We start from the raw sequence: 17134 nt of genomic DNA on the forward strand, positions 1-17134 counted from the left end.
AGGGGCGCCTACAGGTCCAGGTCGGCGAGGTGCTCGGCGTAGCCGCGGGGCGGGCGGCCGAGCAGGCTGGTCAGCACGCGGGGACTGCCCACGAACCCGTGCGCCCGGTGGTGGTCGTACGTGGTGCGCCGGCAGCGGGCCACGTACGAGGTGGGCACCTCGCCACCCGGGACGACGTCGTCGGCGACGACCTCACGCCCCAACCGCTCACCGATCAGCTCGGCCATCCGCGGGGCGGTCAGCGCCTCGGGCCCGGCGGCCTCGAACGTGCCGCCGTCCAGGCCGTCCTCCAGGAGGAGCACCGCGGCGGCCTCGGCGACGTCGCGCAGGTCGACCAGCGACTGCCCGGTGCGCAGGCCCCACGGGCTGCGCAGCACCCCGGACGCCCGGACCGCGGCGAGCTGGTCGTCGTCGGTGCCGGCGTAGGTGCAGGGCCGCAGCACCCGCCACGAGCGCAGACCGCTGGTGTCCAGCGCCTCCTCGGCGCGGTCCTTGGCGGCGTGGTGCGGCAGCGCGCGCAGCTGCGGGCGCAGCACCGAGTGGTAGACGACGCGGGGGACGCCGGCCCGGCGCGCCTCGGCGAACAGCGCCGGCGCCCCCTCGGCCTCGTCGGGGTCGAAGGCGGGCCAGACCAGGTACAGCGCGTCGGCGCCGGCCAGCACGGACGACCAGGACATCGGTGCGGTCAGCTCGGCGACGACCACCTCGGCCCCGAGGGCGGTGAGCTCCGGGCGGGGGCCGCGGCGCGAGACGACCGCACGCACCTGCTCGCCCCGGCTGCGCAGCTCACGGACGGCGGCCGTGCCGGTGGGCCCCCCGGCCGCGGTGACCACGATCACCCCGCCACGGTAGCTGCCGGGCACCGGCACCACGGGGCGCCACGACCGAGCGGGCGGGTCAGCGCAGGGAGGTGCTGAGCCGCACGGTCAGGCCGGTGGGGGCCGCGACCAGGTCGACGTGGTCCCACAGCTTGCGGGCCAGCCACAGGCCCATGCCGCCGCGGGAGAGGTCGGTGCCGTGGGCGGGCTGGAAGCCGGCCAGCTCGTCGGCGGCCCCGGTGCCCCGGTCGGTGATCGTGCAGACGACCCGGTCGGCGGAGGCCCAGACGCGGGCCGAGACCGGGGGGACGCCGTGCCGGAAGGCGTTGGCGGCGATCTCGCTGACCGCCAGGTGCAGGTCCTGGCACCGCTCCCGGTCGGGCACGTGGGCGGCCAGCGCCGCGCGCAGCTGGTGCCGGAAGTGCGGGAGCGACCGGGCGCCGTCGACGGCGAAGGCCGGCGGGCGCTCCTCCATCGGCTCGCGCGGGATCGGCAGCGACCGGACGTACGTCTCCGGGCGCCGGTAGCCGCGGTTGGTGAAGACGTTGCCGCCGGCCAGCAGGTGCGGGTGGGTGGCGGTGGCGCTGGCCACCGCGTCCGGCGACAGCACCCGCCGGTCGTACACGCACAGGCGGTCGACGGGGGCCCCGGCGAAGAGCAGGTTGAGCACGGCCTCGAAGCGCTGGGTCTCGTGCCGGTCACGCGCGGCGGAGCCGAAGGAGGGCATCCCGAGGACGCGCACCCGGCCCGTCGTGCACTCCCCCGCACGCTCCACCAGCAGGCGGAGCGCACCGACGGCGTCCGGCGGGCGGGTGCCGTGCAGGGCGATGCCGGGGTCGCTGACCAGGTCCGCACCGTCGGCGCCGAGCGCGTCGCGCAGCTGGTCGGTGGTCTCCGGGTCGCAGGCCAGTACGGTGAGGTCGCCGTCGGCGAGGCCGGTGGCGAGCCACGGCAGCGCCACGTCCAGGAGCTCGGCCGAGGACCCGACCACGGCTGCGGTGTGGCCGTGGGTGCGCTCAGCGGTCAGGGCGCCGGCGCCCGCCCCGGCACTGCCGGCCCGGGCGCGCTGCAGCCAGCGCGGTGGATGACCTCCGAGCACGCTCACGACACCTCGCCTCACGCCGACTCCTCGCAGGGACGGGTGGCATCTTCGCCCCACCCACCACTGATCTCGGCAGCCGGGGGCCCGGGCCTGACCCCCTCGTCCGGGTGATCCGGACCATCGCTGGACCCAGCGCGACCGGCCCCCTGCCCACGGTCAGCCAGGACCACGTGTCGTCCCCCGCCGGCCGGCGAGCGTGTCGAGCACCGTGCGGTCCAGGCCGGTCGCCGCCTCGACCTCCGCGACGTCCAGGGCACCGCAGTCCAGCCCCCGCAGCACGACGGAGGCCAGCGCCCGCGCGGTCGCGGGCTCGTCGAGCACGCCGCCCTCGACCCGGCCGACGTAGGCCGACAGCCGGGCGGCGGCAGCGGGGAGGGCGGCCCGGTAGAAGGCGTAGGTGGCCAGGTACCGGGTGACCAGCTGCGCGGGGTGCAGGTCCCAGCCCTGGTGGAAACCGCGCTCCAGGGCGCGGCGCACCAGCCCGGCGTGCAGCCGCCAGGCCGCGTGCACCTCGGCGGTGCCCCCGACGGGCAGCACGTTGGTCGAGCCGTCGACCGCCCGCGCCCCGGTGCCGGCCACCGCGACCTGCATCGCCTGCTTGGCGACGTCGGCCGCGGGGTGGTCGGAGGACTGGTGGGCCGCGGCGATGCCCAGCGCGGCGCTGTAGTCGTAGGTCCCGTAGTGCAGCCCCGTCACCCGGCCCGCGCCGGCGTGCAGCATCCGGGCCAGCGTCGTCGTCCCGTCGGCACCCAGCACCGCCTGGGGGGTCTCGACCTGCAGCTCCAGGTCCAGCCCCAGGCCGGTGCCGGCCTCGAGGGCGTCCAGCACCGGCAGGAACGCGGCGACCTGCTCGACCGCGGTGACCTTGGGCAGGGTCACCACCGCGCGCTCGCGCCCGGCCGCGGCCAGGCCGGTGAGGAACAGGTCCAGGCTGCGCACCCCGCGGTGCCGGGTCGGGCCCTCCAGCGACTTGGCGCGCACCCCCAGCGACACCGGCAGCCCCGGCTCGGCGGCCAGCACCGCCGCCGCCGCGGTCACGTCGCCGTCCTCGGCGTCCGGGCCGCCCCGGTAGCCGTCCTCGGCGTCGACCCGCAGGTCCTCCACCGGCTCGGTGGCCAGCTTGGCCCGCACCCGCGGCAGCACGTCGGCGACCAGGGCGGCGTCCAGGCCGAGGTCGGGCAGGCCGTGCTCGTCGAGCGCGGCCAGCGCCGCGGCCCCCCAGTGCCCGGTCAGCCCGGGGACGACGGCGTCGGCCGGGACGTAGCAGGTGTGTACCGGCTGCCGGGACGACGACTCCCCCGGGTAGGCGGCCAGCCGGGCGGCGTCGACCGGGTCCAGCCGCCGGTCGAGCTCGGCGAGGACGTGTTCGGGGACCACCGGACCTCCTCAGGTGCTCGTGCAGGGCGACTGAGCTGGCATCCTGCCCCACGTGACCAAACCCGGTGGCGACGATGCGCTGGCCCGTTTCAACGACGCACCCCAGGCGGAGGCGGCCGAGCAGGCGTTCGGCTGGCTGGGCGCCCCGGCGTTCGCCATGGTGCTGACCGCGGGCCGGCCCTACGCCTCGGTCGGCGCCCTGGTCACCCGGGCCGCCGAGCTCGCACGGGCGCTGTCCTGGGGCCACGTCTCCGCGGCGCTGGACGCGCACCCGCGGATCGGCGACCGGGTCGAGGGGGCGTCGGCCTCGGCGGAGGCCTCCCGGCGGGAGCAGAGCGGCATGGCCGACGCCGACGACGAGGTGCGCACCGCGATCGCCGAGGGCAACCGGGCCTACGAGGAGCGCTTCGGGCACGTCTTCCTCGTCCGGGCGGCGGGGCGGTCGCCCGAGGAGATGCGCCGCGAGCTGGAGCGCCGGCTGTCCAACACCCCGGAGGCCGAGCGGGTCGAGGTGCAGGCGCAGCTGGTGGAGATCACCGCGCTGCGGGTGCGCGAGGCGATGCGGTGAGCGTCTCGACGCACGTCCTGGACTCCGTCACCGGCCGGCCCGCCGCCGGGGTCGCCGTCGCGCTGCACTCGGCCGAGGGGCCGGTGGCCGAGGGGACGACGGACGCCGACGGGCGCTGCCGGCTCGTCGAGGGCCCGACCGGCGCCGGCCCGCACCGGCTGGTGTTCGGCACCGGCGCGTGGGCCGCGGCGCGGGGTGAGGAGACGTTCTGGCCGGAGGTCGTGCTGACCTTCGCCGTCCGCGAGCCGGCCGAGCACCACCACGTCCCGCTGCTGCTCTCCCCCTTCGCGTACTCCACGTACCGAGGCAGTTGACGGAGTGGATCCGTCGGCGTGACCGCGACGGGTCCACTCCGGTTCCACGTGCAACATCGGCGCAACGCGAGCAGGGCAGGGTGCACTCATGGCGATCGTGCTCGGACCCAACCAGTACGGGAAAGCGGAGGTCCGCGTCGTCGCGGTCGACCGCTCCACCCCGCGGCACTCCCTGGTCGACCTCAACGTGAGCTCAGCGCTGCGGGGTGACTTCGCCGCCGCGCACACCGCCGGGGACAACGCCCACGTGCTGACCACCGACGCGCAGAAGAACACCGTGTTCGCCTTCGCCCGCGACGGCATCGGCTCCCCCGAGGAGTTCGGGATCCGGCTGGCCGACCACTTCACCGGCTCGCAGCCCTGGGTCACCGGCGCCCGCGTGGCGATCGAGTCCTACGGCTGGGACCGGATCAGCGTCGGCGGGCAGCCGCACGACCACGCCTTCCGCCGTCCCGGGGGCGAGGTGCGCACCGCCGTCGTCACGGTGGACGGGGACGACGTGCACGTGCTGGCCGGGCTGACCGACCTCGTCGTCCTCAAGAGCACCGGCTCGGAGTTCTGGGGCTTCCCCCGCGACCGGTACACGACCCTGCCGGAGACCACCGACCGGATCCTGGCCACCGCGGTCACCGCCCGGTGGCGGTACACCGGTACCGACGTCGACTGGAACGGCACCTACGACGCCGTCCGGACGACGCTGCTGGAGACCTTCGCCGCCACCCACTCCCTCGCGCTGCAGCAGACGCTGTTCGCGATGGGCGAGGCGGCGCTCACCGCGCACCCCGACGTGGCCGAGATCCGGTTCTCGATGCCGAACAAGCACCACTTCCTGCAGGACCTGTCGGCGTTCGGGCTGGACAACGACCTCGACGGGCCCGGCGCGGTCGTCTACCACGCCGACGACCGGCCCTACGGGCTGATCGAGGGCACCGTGCTGCGCGACGAGGTGCCGGCCGCGCCGGTGGCCTGGCAGGCCACGCCCGGGTTCTGCTGACCGGGAGGACCGACCGTCAGCTCTCGGCCGGCCGGCCGCCGACCCGACCGGCGGACCGCCTCCGGACGGCGGCTCTCCCGGCTGCGTGGCGCCCCCCACCGGTGGTGCGCCGCCGGGGACTGGTCCCCCCGGCCGCGTGCCGCCCCCGCGGGGACCGGTCGCGGCCCGCCGGACCGGCCGGGTGGGTGCGCGGAGCCCGGCCGGCGACCAGCAGGACCAGGCCGAGGGCGACCGACGCCACGCCCTGCCCGGCCAGCACCTGCAGGTCGGCGCCGGTCCAGGCCAGCTCGGGTGACCCCGGGGTCACAGGGGCCGACGTCGGCTCGTCCGCGGCGCCGAGGGTGGGCGGGGTCGGGGCGGACGGGGTCGATGCGGGCGCCGCCGAGGCAGGCGCGCGCGGGGCAGGTGGGCTCGAGGTGGCCGGGCCCGGGGTGGGTGAGGTCACCACGGGCGACGTCGAGGTCGGCCGGGTCGAGGTGGCCGGGATCGGGGCCGGGGTTGGGGCCGGCGGGAGCGGCGCGTCGGCGGGGGGCGCCGCCGCGGTGACGGTGGCCGACCAGTGGCCGTCGGCGGTCTGGCCGTAGGCGTCGGTCAGCCGGTAGGTGATCACCGTCGTGCCGTCGTACCCGGGCGCCGGCCGGAACACGGCCGACCCGGTCACGGGGTCGAGCTCGACCGTCCCCCGGCCGGGGAGCACCACCGTCGCCGCGGGGGCCCCGTCGACGTCCACCAGCGTCCGGGCGCCGCCCACCGGGGCCTCGGGCAGCAGGACCGTATGGACCGAGCTCCCGACTCCCGTCGACGTCCGTGGCTCGGCGACCGGTGGAGCGGGCGCCAGCACCGTCGGGGTCCAGGTCGCGTCGACCGACTGCCCGTAGGCGTCCGTCACGCGGTAGGTGAGCGGTGACGCGGCGCCGTGGAACCCCAGCTCCGGGTCGAACACCGCCGAGCCGGCGGGCGCGTCCCAGCGGTAGGTGCCCTGGCCCGGCAGGGTCACCGACGTCGCGGGCCGGCCCTCACCGTCGAGGACGGTGACGACACCACCCTCGGGGACCGTCGGCGAGGTGGTCTGCTGCTGGGCGGTGCCGACCCCGGTGGTGGCCTCCGCGACGGGGGCCGGCGGCTCCGGCCGGAGCACCTCCGGTCGGTAGGACCCGTCGGACCAGGACCCGTAGGCGTCCGTCGACCGGTACGCGACGCTGCCCACGGCGGCGAAGCCCAGCACCGGGGAGAAGGAGACCGTGCCGCTGGCCGGGTCCAGGACGTAGCGGCCCTCGCCGGGCACGTCGACCACGGCGGCCGGCATCCCAGCGCCGTCCAGCAGCGTCCTCGACCCGCCGGCCGGTGCCGCGGGGAGGACGACCTGCTGCGGCGTCGTGCCGACGTCGCGGGAGGTGAGCACGGCGCCGGCCGGTGGCCCGGCCGGCCGGCCGACGACCGGGGCGTCGGTCCCGGTGGCCGACTGGCCGTAGGCGTCGGTGAGCCGGTAGCGGACCGGGGTGGCCGGCCCCTGGAAGCCGAGGACGGGGGTGAAGGTGACCGTGCCGGAGGACGCGTCGTGGTCGTACGTGCCCTGCCCGGGGCGGACGACCCGCGACACCGGGGCGTCGTCGTCGTCGAGCAGGGTGCGGGAGCCACCGTCCGGGGCCGGCGGCAGGACCACCTGCTGGGGCGCCGTCCCCGTGCCGCTCGAGGTCAGCGCCGGCGCCGCGGGAGGTGCCGGGGGCTGCACGGTCGCGGTGTACCCGCCGACGCCGGTGGCACCCGAGCCGTCGGTGACCCGGAACCTCGCCGTCGCCGCGGTGCCCGACCAGCCGTACGCAGGGGTGAACGTCAGCGCGTCGTCGTCCACGGCGTAGCGCCCGCCCGGGACGTCGAGGGTCGGGACCGGGGTGGTGCCGTCGAGCAGCGTGACCGCGCCGCCGGCCGGGACACCGGGGAGGACGGTCTGCTCCTGCGTGCCGACGCCGCTCGAGGTGAGCACCTGGTCCGGGGTGAGGACCAGGAGCGCGCTGCTGACGGTGGGGTCCTCCTCGTTGCCCAGCACGCCGATCGGCGCGGACACCGACACCGCTCCGGCGGCGGGGGAGGTCGCGGTGAAGGTGAAGTCGTCGGAGCCACCGTCGACCAGCGGGCCCACCACGCAGGTGACCGTCCCGGCGGGGACCGTGCACCCGGGAGGGAGCTGGAGCGCGGTCAGCCCGGTGGGCACCGCGAAGGTGACGGTGGAACCCGAGGAGGGACCGGGGCCGGCGTTGCGGACCGTCACCGTCCAGGAGACCGGGCTGGACGGGTGCACGGGACCCGGCGTGGGGGCCGCCAGCACCAGGTCGGCCGGCTGCGTGGCCAGCGTGCTGGCGCCGTCGTTGCTCCCCCCGGGGTCGGCCTGCACGTGTGCGACGGCGGTGAGCGTCGGGGAGGCCGACGTCGGACCGCCGATCCGGACCTGCGTGATGACGCCGCTGCCGTTGCTCAGCAGCGCGATGTTCCCGTTGCCGTACCGCCATGCCGCCCCGTAGTCGCCGGAGTCGTCGGCCGGGAGGACCGACCCGGCGGGGATCCGCGTGACCGCCCCGGTCGCGACGTCCAGCCGGACGACGCTCCTGGTGCCGCCGTCGACCTCCCCGCCCCACAGGTGGCCCGCGCTCCAGGTGAAGTCGAACAGCCGCACGGTGGTGGACGGCGCGACCGACCCGGTCACCACCCGGTCGGCGACGTCGACGAGGTACAACCGCCCGGCCCCGTTGTTGTCCTTGACGATGAGCGTGTCGGCGTAGGCGCCCTCACCGAAGGTGCCGCTCAGGTACGCATCGCTCCCCGGCGTGGCCGGCAACCCGTCGACCGGGCCGAGCAGGGTCACCTCGCCGCCGGACCCCACGCGCACGAGCTGGTCGCTGCTCGGGCCGGAGCGCACGATCCCGTAGAGGTGCCCGTCGGCCGCCCGGTGTCCGACCGCGTTGTACTCGTAGGGCGACTCCCCGCCGACGTCGGACACGGTGACCCCGCCCGCCCCGGCATGGGCGTACCGGTCCTGGGCGAGCACCCGCAGCGTCGAGCCGCTGTCCCCGGACCGCACCTGGCTCATGAAGAACGCCGGGACGGGCGAGGTCACCGGAGCCGCGGCCACGGTCGGCGCCACGGCGGCAGCCGAGGTCAGCAGCACGGTCAGCAGACCCACGGCTGCGGACGAGCGGCCGGCGCGCGACGGACGGGGTGACACGTGACCTCCTCGAGTGGTGTCCCACCCTCTGCATCGGCCCCCGGTGCAGCTGCTTGAGCAGGTGACCGGTCCCCGCCCCCCGGGACGGCGGTCAGGCCGACCTCGTCCGGTGTGTCGGACCCCGACCGGCCGGGGTAGTGGCCACTGGCGCGGCGCCCTCGCTGTGGCGGGGGGTCCAGCAAGCGGCCGGTCCTGCCCGGGCCCCGCCGGGAGGACACCATGGACCTCGCACGGGAGTTCGCTGCCCAGGTCACCGCCGCCGAGCTGGAGCTGCCCGGCCCCGAGCTGCTGCCCGACCGGTTGGCCCGGGCCTGCGCCGCCGTCCTGCCGGTCGACGGCGTGGGGCTGAGCGTCTACTTCTCCGCCGAGCGGCGGCTGCCGCTGGGCTCCAGCGACCCGACGGCAGCCACCGCCGAGCGGCTGCAGTTCACCCTCGGGGAGGGTCCCTGCCTCAGCGCGCACGCCACCGGGATGCCGGTGCTCGCCGACGAGGCGGAGCTGCGGGCCCGCTGGCCCAGCTACCACGACGTGCTCGTGGCGCACACCCCCGTGCGCGGGGTCATCTCCCTGCCGCTGCACGGCGGCCTGCAGGACGTCGGCGCGCTGGACATGTACCTGCACGCACCGGGCGACGTCCGGGCGCTCGGGCTGGCCGACTCGCTGACCGTCACCGCCGCGCTGTCCGACGCGTTCGCCGCTGCGATGGCCGCCGAGCCGCACACCGAGGACGGCCCGGCCTGGCTGGACGCCCCCGGCGCCGGCCGCCGGGCACAGGTCTGGCAGGCGGTGGGCTTCGTCAACGTGGGGCTGGGACTGCCCAGCCCCGACGCGCTGGCGCTGCTCCGGGGCTGGGCCTACGGGCACGACGCGGTGCTCGACGACGTCGCCGAGGCCGTGCTGGAGCGGCGGCTGACCCTCGAGGAGCTGGCCATGACGACCGGCACCTCCGCCTCGTGAGGACGGCGGCCTGGCCCCCGTCCGCGCGGACTGCGACGATCACCGCGTGAGCGCACCGGAGCCCGCCCGCGAGACCCTGACCTACGAGGACTTCGGGCGGGCCGCCCGTGAGCTCGCCCAGCAGGTCGCCGACGACGGCTTCGAGCCCGACATCATCCTGTCGATCGCCCGCGGCGGGCTCTTCCTCGGCGGGGCGCTGGGCTACGCGCTCGACGTCAAGAACCTGTTCGTGATGAACGTGGAGTTCTACACCGGCGTCGACCAGCGGCTGGACCTACCGGTGGTGCTGCCGCCGACCCTCGACGTGGTCGACCTGACCGGCGCGAAGGTGCTCATCGCCGACGACGTCGCCGACACCGGCAAGACCCTCGAGCTGGTCAAGGACTTCTGCGCCGGCCACGTCACCGACGTGCGCACCGCGGTCGTCTACGAGAAGCCCCGGTCGCTGGTGACCTGCGACTACGCCTGGAAGCGCACCGAGGCCTGGATCGACTTCCCGTGGTCGACCCTGCCCCCGGTCGTCTCCCGCGGCGGTTCCGGCCACTGAAGGAGGACCCCGTCCTCCTCATCCCTCGCACGCTCGGGACGAGCCTCTGGACGGGGCCGACGGCACGTGCGGGCGAGGGGGCCGTCAGCGGCGGGTGCTGGCCGTGACGGTGAAGGTGGGGTTGCGGGTCACCTGGCGGGTGGGGCCGACGAGGCGGGTGAGCGCCTGGCGGTGCGGCAGGTGGGAGTTGTAGACGCACCACAGCTCCCCGCCCGGGCGCAGCGCCCGCGCCGCCCCCTCGAACAGCCGGTGCGCGACGGTCTCGTCGACCGCGACCCCGGAGTGGAACGGCGGGTTGCAGACCACCAGGTCCACGCTGCCCTCGGCCAGGCCGCTGCCGGCGTCGTCCCGGGTGACCGTGACCCGGTCGGTGAGCCCGTTGGCCGCCGCCGTCGCCTGCGCCGAGGCCACCGCGGCCGCCGACTGGTCGACGGCCAGCACCCGCAGGCCCGGCCGGGCGGAGGCCAGCGCCGCGGCCAGCACGCCGGTGCCGCAGCCGAGGTCCAGGGCGGTCGCGGCGTCGGGCACCGCACCGGCGAGCACCGCCAGCAGCGCCTGGGTGCCCCGGTCGACCTTCGCGCCGGCGAACGCGGCGCCGTGCGCGCAGACGGTGAGCCCCAGCTCGGCGTGCTCGCGGCACTGCGGGAACGACGGGGTGACGCCGGCCCGCGGCCCGCGGGCGACGAGCACCCGGGACTTCTGCCGCCCCAGCGAGGCCCGCACCTCGGTGAAGGACTCGGCCAGGACGTCGTTCATCGCCCGCGTCATGTGCTTGACCCGCCCACCGACGAACAGGGTCACGTCCGGGTCGGCGTCGGCGGCGACGACCTCGGCGAGCTCGCGCAGCGCGTCCAGGCCCTTGGGCGCCTTGGCCAGCACCGTGGTGGCCCCGCGCACCAGCTCCGGGCCCAGCGGCAGCAGCCGGTAGCTGCCGGCGTGGCCGGTGCGCTCGGCGTTGGCGGCCAGCGCCAGCTCACCGAGCAGCAGGTCGGTGCCCACCCGTGGGGAGACGGCGCCGTGCAGCACGACCGCACCCAGGGTCAGTGCGCCGTGCGAGTCGTCGACGACCGCGACCGCGTCGGGACCCGCGGCCAGGGCGTCCGCGGCCTCGTCGAGCAGCAGCCGGTCGGTGGCGTCGACGGCGACCAGCTCGGGGGCCTCGACGTCCGGTTCGCGGCGGAGCTGGGCGAACAGGTCGGGCGCGTCGCTGGAGGTCACGCCGTCCACTCTCCCCCGCGCGCCCCCAGGGGCCAAAGTCGTCGCGACCCCGGCCCCTGGGGAGCCGGGGGCGCGACCCCGGCCGGGCGGGAGGTCCGGGGACCGGGCCGCGGCGCGGTCAGAGGCGCAGCTGCACCGACGCCGCCCCGGTGGCCGGGACGGCCGTCGCGGCGTCGCCGGCGACCTGCACGCTCCAGGCACCCGGCGCGTGCGCGGCGGTGACGGTCACGAGGTCACCGGTGCGCTCGACGGTGAAGACGGCGTCCGCGCCACCGCTGCCGTCACCGGGGACGACGACCTGCGAGCGGTGCCCGTCGCGCAGCCGGTACAGGCGCAGGACGACGCCGTCGGTCCAGTCGTAGTCGGGCCGGTCGCTGCGGGCACCGACCGGCAGCACGGTGTCCGGGCGCACCAGCAGCGGCAGGCTCAGCGCGTCGTGCTGCTCGGTGACCCAGCGCGGGCCGGCGACGACGTCCCCGGACAGCAGCGACGTCCACTCCCCCTCCGGCACGTAGTACCGGACGGTGCCGTCGGCGGAGAACACCGGCGCGACCAGCAGCGACTCGCCCAGGTGGTACTGCCGGTCCAGGAACGACGTCGTCGGGTCGTCGGGGTGCTCCAGCAGCATGGCGCGGGCCATCGGCAGCCCGTCCTCGCTGGCCTGCCGGGCCACCGCGCCCAGGTAGGGCATCAGCGACAGCTTCAGCTGCGTGAAGGAGCGCAGCACGTCGACGGCCTCCTCGTCGAAGGCCCACGGCACCCGGTAGGAGCTCGACCCGTGCAGCCTGCTGTGCGAGGACAGCAGCCCGAACGCGACCCAGCGCTTGAACACCTCCGGGTCCGGGGTGCCCTCGAAGCCGCCGATGTCGTGGCTCCAGTAGCCGAAGCCCGACAGCCCCAGGCTCAGCCCGCCGCGCAGCGTCTCGGCCATGGCCTCGAAGGTGGAGAAGCAGTCACCGCCCCAGTGCACCGGGAACTGCTGGCCGCCGGCGGTCGCCGAGCGGGCGAAGACGACGGCCTCGCCCTCGCCGCGCTCCTCGCGCAGCAGGTCGAACACGGCGGCGTTGTAGGCCTGCGCGTAGTAGTTGTGCATCCGCTGCGGGTCCGAGCCGTCGTGCCAGACGACGTCGGTGGGGATGCGCTCACCGAAGTCGGTCTTGAACGCGTCCACGCCCATGTCCAACAGGCCGCGGAGCTTGCCCTGGTACCAGGCGACGGCGCCGGGGTTCGTGAAGTCGACCAGGCCCATGCCGGCCTGCCACATGTCCCACTGCCACACGCTGCCGTCGGCCCGGCGCACCAGGAAGCCCTGCGCGGCGGCCTCGGCGAACAACGGTGAGGCCTGGGCGATGTAGGGGTTGATCCACACGCAGACCCGCAGGCCACGCGCCTTGAGCCGGGCCAGCATCTCCTCGGGCTCGGGGAAGACCTCCGGGTCCCACTCGAAGTCGCACCAGCGGAACTCGCGCATCCAGAAGCAGTCGAAGTGGAAGACGCTCAGCGGGATGTCCCGCTCGGCCATCCCCTCGATGAACGAGGTCACGGTGGCCTCGTCGTAGTCGGTGGTGAACGACGTCGACAGCCACAGCCCGTAGGACCAGGCCGGCACCTGCGGCGGCCGCCCGGTGAGCGCGGTGTAGCGGCGGAGGACGTCCTTCGGCGTCGGGCCGTTGACGACGTAGTACTCCAGCGTCTGCCCCGGCACGCTGAACTGGGTGCGGGACACGACCTCGGAGGCGACCTCGAACGAGACGTGCTCCGGGTGGGCGACGAAGACCCCGTAGCCGCGGTCGGAGAGGTAGAACGGCACGTTCTTGTAGGCCTGCTCGCTGGACGTGCCGCCGTCGGCGTTCCAGACGTCGACCACCTGGCCGTTGCGCACGAACGGGGTGAACCGCTCCCCCAGCCCGTAGACGTGCTCGTCGACGGCCAGTGCGAGCTGCTCGTGCACGTGGTGCTCACCGGCGTCGGTGGTCACGATGCCGACGGACTTCGACCCGCTGGAGGTGAGCACCCGGCCGTCGGCGACGAACTCGGCCAGCCAGCCCGGCCCGCGCGGCACCCGCACCGACAGCCCGCCGGAGGTCAGCACGCCTGCCTCGGCGTCCACCTCGACCTTGACGTGCTGGGACGGGTCCTCGGCGACCGCGAACTCCGGACGCCGCGGGACGCCGCCGGCCCAGTGCTCGATACGCACCCGGATCACGTCCGGGGCCGGCGAGCTGTAGGTGATCGTGACGGCCGGCTGGTTGAGCGTGTTGCCGCGCTCGCGGATCACCGCGGTCGGGGCCAGCACGGTCATCGAGTCGGCCGCGGCGGTGATCGCCCGGACGTCGCGGGGGCGGAGCACGGAGAAGCCCGCACGGTCCTGCCAGTAGCCGTCGGTGAACTTCATGCGTGTGCGTCCGCCTCGTCGTCGAGTGGCCCGTCGATACGCTTCGACGGCTGCTGCGGAGGGACGGTAGGGCACCGCCCCGCGCCTCGGCAAGCCGTCGCCCGCGAGAGCTCCCAGGTCAGCCGATCGTCGTGGAAAGAGGGTCTTGCGCTGCCGAGCGTGACGTTGCTAACGTCCGGTTCCGCAGTCGATCCGTATCGATGATGATCGGAGGGGGTGGTGATGGCCGCGTTCACCAGCCGGGACGTCGCCCGCCTCGCGGGCGTCTCGCAGAGCACCGTCTCCTACGTCATGAGCGGCCGCCGGCCCATCTCGGCCGACACGCGCAAGCGGGTCCAGGCGGCGATCGACCAGCTGACCTACCAGCCCAACGCCGGCGCCCGGGCCCTGGCGAGCCAGCGCACCCAGGTCGTCGGCCTGGTCGTCCCCTTCGGGACGGCCGGGGACACCACCGCGCTGCTGCCCTTCATCGAGACGATCGCCGGGTGCGCGCGAGCGGAGGACCACGACGTCCTGCTGGTCACCGACAACGAGGGCACCGCGGCGCTGACCCGGCTGGCCGGTCGGTCGCTGTGCGACGCGATCGTGCTGATGAACATCGCCGCCGCCGACGCCCGGCTGCCGGTGGCGGCCGCCAGCCGGGTCCCGGTCATCCTGATCGGCATCCCGGACGACCCCCAGGGCCTGCCCTGCGTCGACCTGGACTACCCGGAGGCCGCGCGGCTGTCGGTGGCCGAGGTCGTCGCTGCCGGCCACGACCGCGTCGTCGTCCTGGGCTGGTCCGCCGAGGAGATCGCCCGGGGGGCCAACTACGTCGGGCGCTTCGAGCGGGCGGCGGTGGAGGCGGCCGCCGCCGCCGGGGTCGAGCACCTGGCGGTGAGCCCGGTCGAGGTCTCCCGCGAGGGAGCCCGGGCGGCCGTCGCCGAGGCGCTGCGGATCGGCGGCCCGCGGCCGGCCCTGCTGGTCCCCGCCTCCTCCGCGGTGCCGTGGGTCGTCCAGGCGCTGACCGAGCGGGGCGTGCTCCCCGGCCGGGACGTCACGGTCGTCGGCCTGTGCACCGACGCGGTGGCCATGACCACCGTCCCCCCGGTGACCAACGTGTCCACCGAGCCGCGGGACGTCTCGGCCCGCGCCATGCAGATCCTGTTCCGGCACCTCGAGCGCGGCCGCGAGGGCCCCGCCGGCGGGGTGGAGCTGGTGGCCCCGCGGCTGACCCGGCGGGAGACCACCCTCGCCGCCCCCTGACTCCGGCGGCCGCACGGCCGCCCGATGCAGGCCCACCCGGGCCTGAGCTCGACCGGCGTCGATACGCATCGACGTCGTTCCGCACCACTGTGGCGACGCCGTCGCCACAGCCCGTGTGACCGGCGAGGCTGCCGGCACTCCCGGAAGGACCGGCAATGGCTCAACGTGGAGCGAAGAACCGCACCGTCGGCGCGGCAGTACTGGCACTGACCGCACCCCTGGCCCTCGCGGCCTGCGGCGGGAGCGACTCCGACGCCGCCGCCGGCGGCGGCGCGGGCGGTGAGGTGACCAGCCTGACCGTGCAGGACACCTTCGTCACCGACCCCGGCGCGACCTACTACGGCGAGCTGCTCGACAGCTGCGGCCAGGCCAACGGCGTCACCATCGAGCGCAACTCGGTGCCCGGCGGCGACATCATCGCCCGGACCCTGCAGCAGGCGTCGTCCCAGACGCTGCCGGACATCCTCAGCATCGACAACCCCGACGTCGGCCAGCTGGCCGCGGCCGGGGCCCTGGCGCCGCTGGGCGAGCTGGGCGTCACCGCCGAGGGCATCAGCCAGGGCGTCGTGGACGCCAACACCTTCGAGGACGAGCTGTACGGCCTGCAGCCCACGACGCAGAGCCTGGCGCTGTTCTACAACGAGGACATCCTCACCGAGGCCGGCATCCAGCCCCCCACCACGTGGGACGAGCTGAAGACGGCGGCCGCGGCGCTGACCGAGGGCAACCGCTACGGCATCGCGTTCTCCGCGCCGCCGACCTACGAGGGCACCTGGCAGTTCCTGCCCTTCATGTGGTCCAACGGCGGCGACGAGACCGACATCGCCACCCCCGAGACCGCCGAGGCGCTGCAGCTGTGGGTCGACCTGCTCTCCAGCGGGTCGGCGTCGGAGTCGGTGCTCAACTGGGGCCAGGAGGACGTCAACGACCAGTTCATCGCCGGCAACGCGGCGATGATGATCAACGGTCCGTGGCAGTTCCCGGTGCTGGCCGAGAACCCCGAGGTCAAGTACCAGGTCGTGCCGCTGCCGGCCCCCGAGGCCGGCGGCACCGTCGTCGCCCCGCTGGGCGGCGCCACCTGGACCGTGCCCGAGACCGGTGACGACGCCCGCAAGGCGAAGGCCGCAGCCGTGGTCCAGTGCGTCAACTCCGACGAGAACATGGTCGACAACGCCCTGACCAACAGCTCGGTGCCCACCAAGGCCGAGCTCGGCGAGCAGGTCGTGGCCCAGGACGAGCGCATGCAGGCCTTCGTCGACGTCGTCCCGGACCTGCGCTCGCGCACCGCGAAGCTCCAGGACGAGTGGCCGACGGCCGCCACCGCGATCTACACCGCGGTGCAGACCGCCCTCACCGGCGGCGCCTCGCCGGAGGAGGCGCTCCAGCAGGCACAGAATGGCTGACACCCAGCAGCGGGCGGGCGGCGCGACCAGCGCCGCCCGCCCGGCGGGGCCCGAGGTCGAGGAGCCGCGTCCGCGCCGGACCTCGACCCGGTCGCGGGAGCGGCTGCTGCAGATCGGCTTCCTCGTCCCGGCCGTCGTCTACATGCTGCTGTTCTTCGGCTACCCCGTGGTGCAGAACGCCCTGATGGGCTTCCAGCGCTACACGACCCGCACCTTCGTCACCGGCGAGGCGCCGTGGGTCGGCCTGGACAACTACCGCGAGGTCATCGGCTCCTCGGTGTTCACCAAGGCCGCGGTCAACACGGTGCTGTTCACCGTCGGCTCGATCGCCGGCCAGTTCGTCATCGGCCTGGCCATCGCGCTGTTCTTCCGCAAGCGCTTCCCGCTGTCCGGGCTGCTGCGCTCGCTGCTGCTCCTCCCCTGGCTGATCCCGCTCATCGCGGCCAGTGCGGTGTGGCGCTGGATCCTGGACAAGGACACCGGCGTGCTCAACCAGGTGCTCGGCGGCCTGGGCGTCACCGACGCCAACCCGGGCTGGCTGACCAGCACCTCGCTGGCGCTGATCACCGTGGTCGCGATCAACATCTGGATCGGGATCCCGTTCAACACGACGATCCTCTACGGCGGGCTGCAGGACATCCCCGAGGAGCTCTACGAGGCCGCGGCCCTGGACGGCGCCACCCGCTGGCGGGCCTTCCGGCACGTCACCTGGCCGCTGCTGCGCCCGGTCGTCACCGTCGTGCTGGTGCTCGGCGTCGTCTACACGCTCAAGGCGCTGGACATCATCCTGGGCCTGACCCAGGGCGGGCCGGCCAACTCGACCCAGACCATCGCCACGCAGTCCTACAACCTGAGCTTCCAGGAGTTCGACTTCGGCCAGGGTGCTGCTGCCGGCAACATCCTCATCGTCGTCTCGCTGGTGTTCGCGGTCCTCTACCTGCGCGCCAACCGCCGCGCCCTGGACGAGTGAGGTCCC

At 75.1% G+C, this 17134-nt stretch carries 14 protein-coding genes; 8 read left to right on the forward strand and 6 right to left on the reverse strand.

The annotated features are described in order from the left end of the window. Positions 1-8: 8 nt before the first annotated feature. From O2W14_RS00240 to O2W14_RS00250, 3 genes are all read right to left on the reverse strand, one after another. On the reverse strand, positions 9-839 hold the full coding sequence (locus O2W14_RS00240) for an SDR family oxidoreductase (RefSeq protein ID WP_269174076.1): 831 nt from the start codon (positions 837-839) through the stop codon (positions 9-11). A gap of 58 nt (positions 840-897) precedes the next feature. Then, complete coding sequence (locus O2W14_RS00245) at positions 898-1923, reverse strand: sensor histidine kinase (RefSeq protein ID WP_269174077.1); 1026 nt, start codon at positions 1921-1923, stop codon at positions 898-900. Positions 1924-2076: 153 nt separating this feature from the next. Further along, complete coding sequence (locus O2W14_RS00250) at positions 2077-3297, reverse strand: DUF6986 family protein (protein WP_269174078.1); 1221 nt, start codon at positions 3295-3297, stop codon at positions 2077-2079. A gap of 52 nt (positions 3298-3349) precedes the next feature. Between O2W14_RS00250 and uraD the strand changes: the two genes are divergently transcribed. From uraD to pucL, 3 genes are all read left to right on the forward strand, one after another. Continuing rightward, entirely contained in the window at positions 3350-3865 is a 516-nt protein-coding gene (gene uraD / locus O2W14_RS00255) for a 2-oxo-4-hydroxy-4-carboxy-5-ureidoimidazoline decarboxylase (protein WP_269174079.1), read from the forward strand. Continuing rightward, on the forward strand, positions 3862-4179 hold the full coding sequence (uraH, locus tag O2W14_RS00260) for a hydroxyisourate hydrolase (RefSeq protein WP_269174080.1): 318 nt from the start codon (positions 3862-3864) through the stop codon (positions 4177-4179). The genes uraD and uraH overlap by 4 nt, the downstream gene beginning before the upstream one ends. Positions 4180-4267: 88 nt before the next feature. Next, positions 4268-5173, forward strand: a complete 906-nt coding sequence (pucL, locus tag O2W14_RS00265; protein WP_269174081.1) for a factor-independent urate hydroxylase — start codon at positions 4268-4270, stop codon at positions 5171-5173. A 16-nt stretch (positions 5174-5189) separates the two neighbouring features. On the opposite strand, the gene O2W14_RS00270 is transcribed toward pucL, so the two are convergent. Then, positions 5190-8393: a DUF6923 family protein gene (locus O2W14_RS00270; protein ID WP_269174082.1), complete on the reverse strand. Its 3204-nt coding sequence runs from the start codon at positions 8391-8393 to the stop codon at positions 5190-5192. 219 nt (positions 8394-8612) lie between these two features. Between O2W14_RS00270 and O2W14_RS00275 the strand changes: the two genes are divergently transcribed. Together O2W14_RS00275 and O2W14_RS00280 are read left to right on the forward strand one after the other, a co-directional pair. Continuing rightward, entirely contained in the window at positions 8613-9350 is a 738-nt protein-coding gene (locus tag O2W14_RS00275; protein WP_269174083.1) for a GAF domain-containing protein, read from the forward strand. Positions 9351-9396: 46 nt separating this feature from the next. Continuing rightward, entirely contained in the window at positions 9397-9897 is a 501-nt protein-coding gene (locus O2W14_RS00280; protein ID WP_269174084.1) for a phosphoribosyltransferase, read from the forward strand. Positions 9898-9981: 84 nt separating this feature from the next. Here O2W14_RS00280 and O2W14_RS00285 read toward each other — a convergent pair whose 3' ends face one another. Both O2W14_RS00285 and yicI read right to left on the reverse strand, forming a co-directional pair. Further along, complete coding sequence (locus tag O2W14_RS00285; protein WP_269174085.1) at positions 9982-11115, reverse strand: class I SAM-dependent methyltransferase; 1134 nt, start codon at positions 11113-11115, stop codon at positions 9982-9984. Positions 11116-11233: 118 nt separating this feature from the next. Beyond that, positions 11234-13510 carry an alpha-xylosidase gene (gene yicI / locus O2W14_RS00290; protein ID WP_269174086.1) on the reverse strand — a complete coding sequence of 759 codons (2277 nt, stop codon included), beginning with the start codon at positions 13508-13510 and terminating at the stop codon, positions 11234-11236. A gap of 222 nt (positions 13511-13732) precedes the next feature. Here yicI and O2W14_RS00295 point away from each other — a divergent pair, with 222 nt between their 5' ends. The 3 genes from O2W14_RS00295 (at position 13733) to O2W14_RS00305 (ending at position 17128) form a co-directional block, all read left to right on the forward strand. Continuing rightward, on the forward strand, positions 13733-14755 hold the full coding sequence (locus tag O2W14_RS00295) for a LacI family DNA-binding transcriptional regulator (RefSeq protein ID WP_269174087.1): 1023 nt from the start codon (positions 13733-13735) through the stop codon (positions 14753-14755). 155 nt (positions 14756-14910) lie between these two features. Continuing rightward, entirely contained in the window at positions 14911-16158 is a 1248-nt protein-coding gene (locus O2W14_RS00300; RefSeq protein WP_269174088.1) for a sugar ABC transporter substrate-binding protein, read from the forward strand. Continuing rightward, complete coding sequence (locus O2W14_RS00305) at positions 16151-17128, forward strand: carbohydrate ABC transporter permease (RefSeq protein WP_269174089.1); 978 nt, start codon at positions 16151-16153, stop codon at positions 17126-17128. The genes O2W14_RS00300 and O2W14_RS00305 overlap by 8 nt, the downstream gene beginning before the upstream one ends. The last annotated feature ends 6 nt before the right edge of the window (positions 17129-17134 follow it).

It is taken from the genome of Modestobacter sp. VKM Ac-2986 (assembly GCF_026967795.1).
Taxonomy (GTDB): domain Bacteria; phylum Actinomycetota; class Actinomycetes; order Mycobacteriales; family Geodermatophilaceae; genus Modestobacter.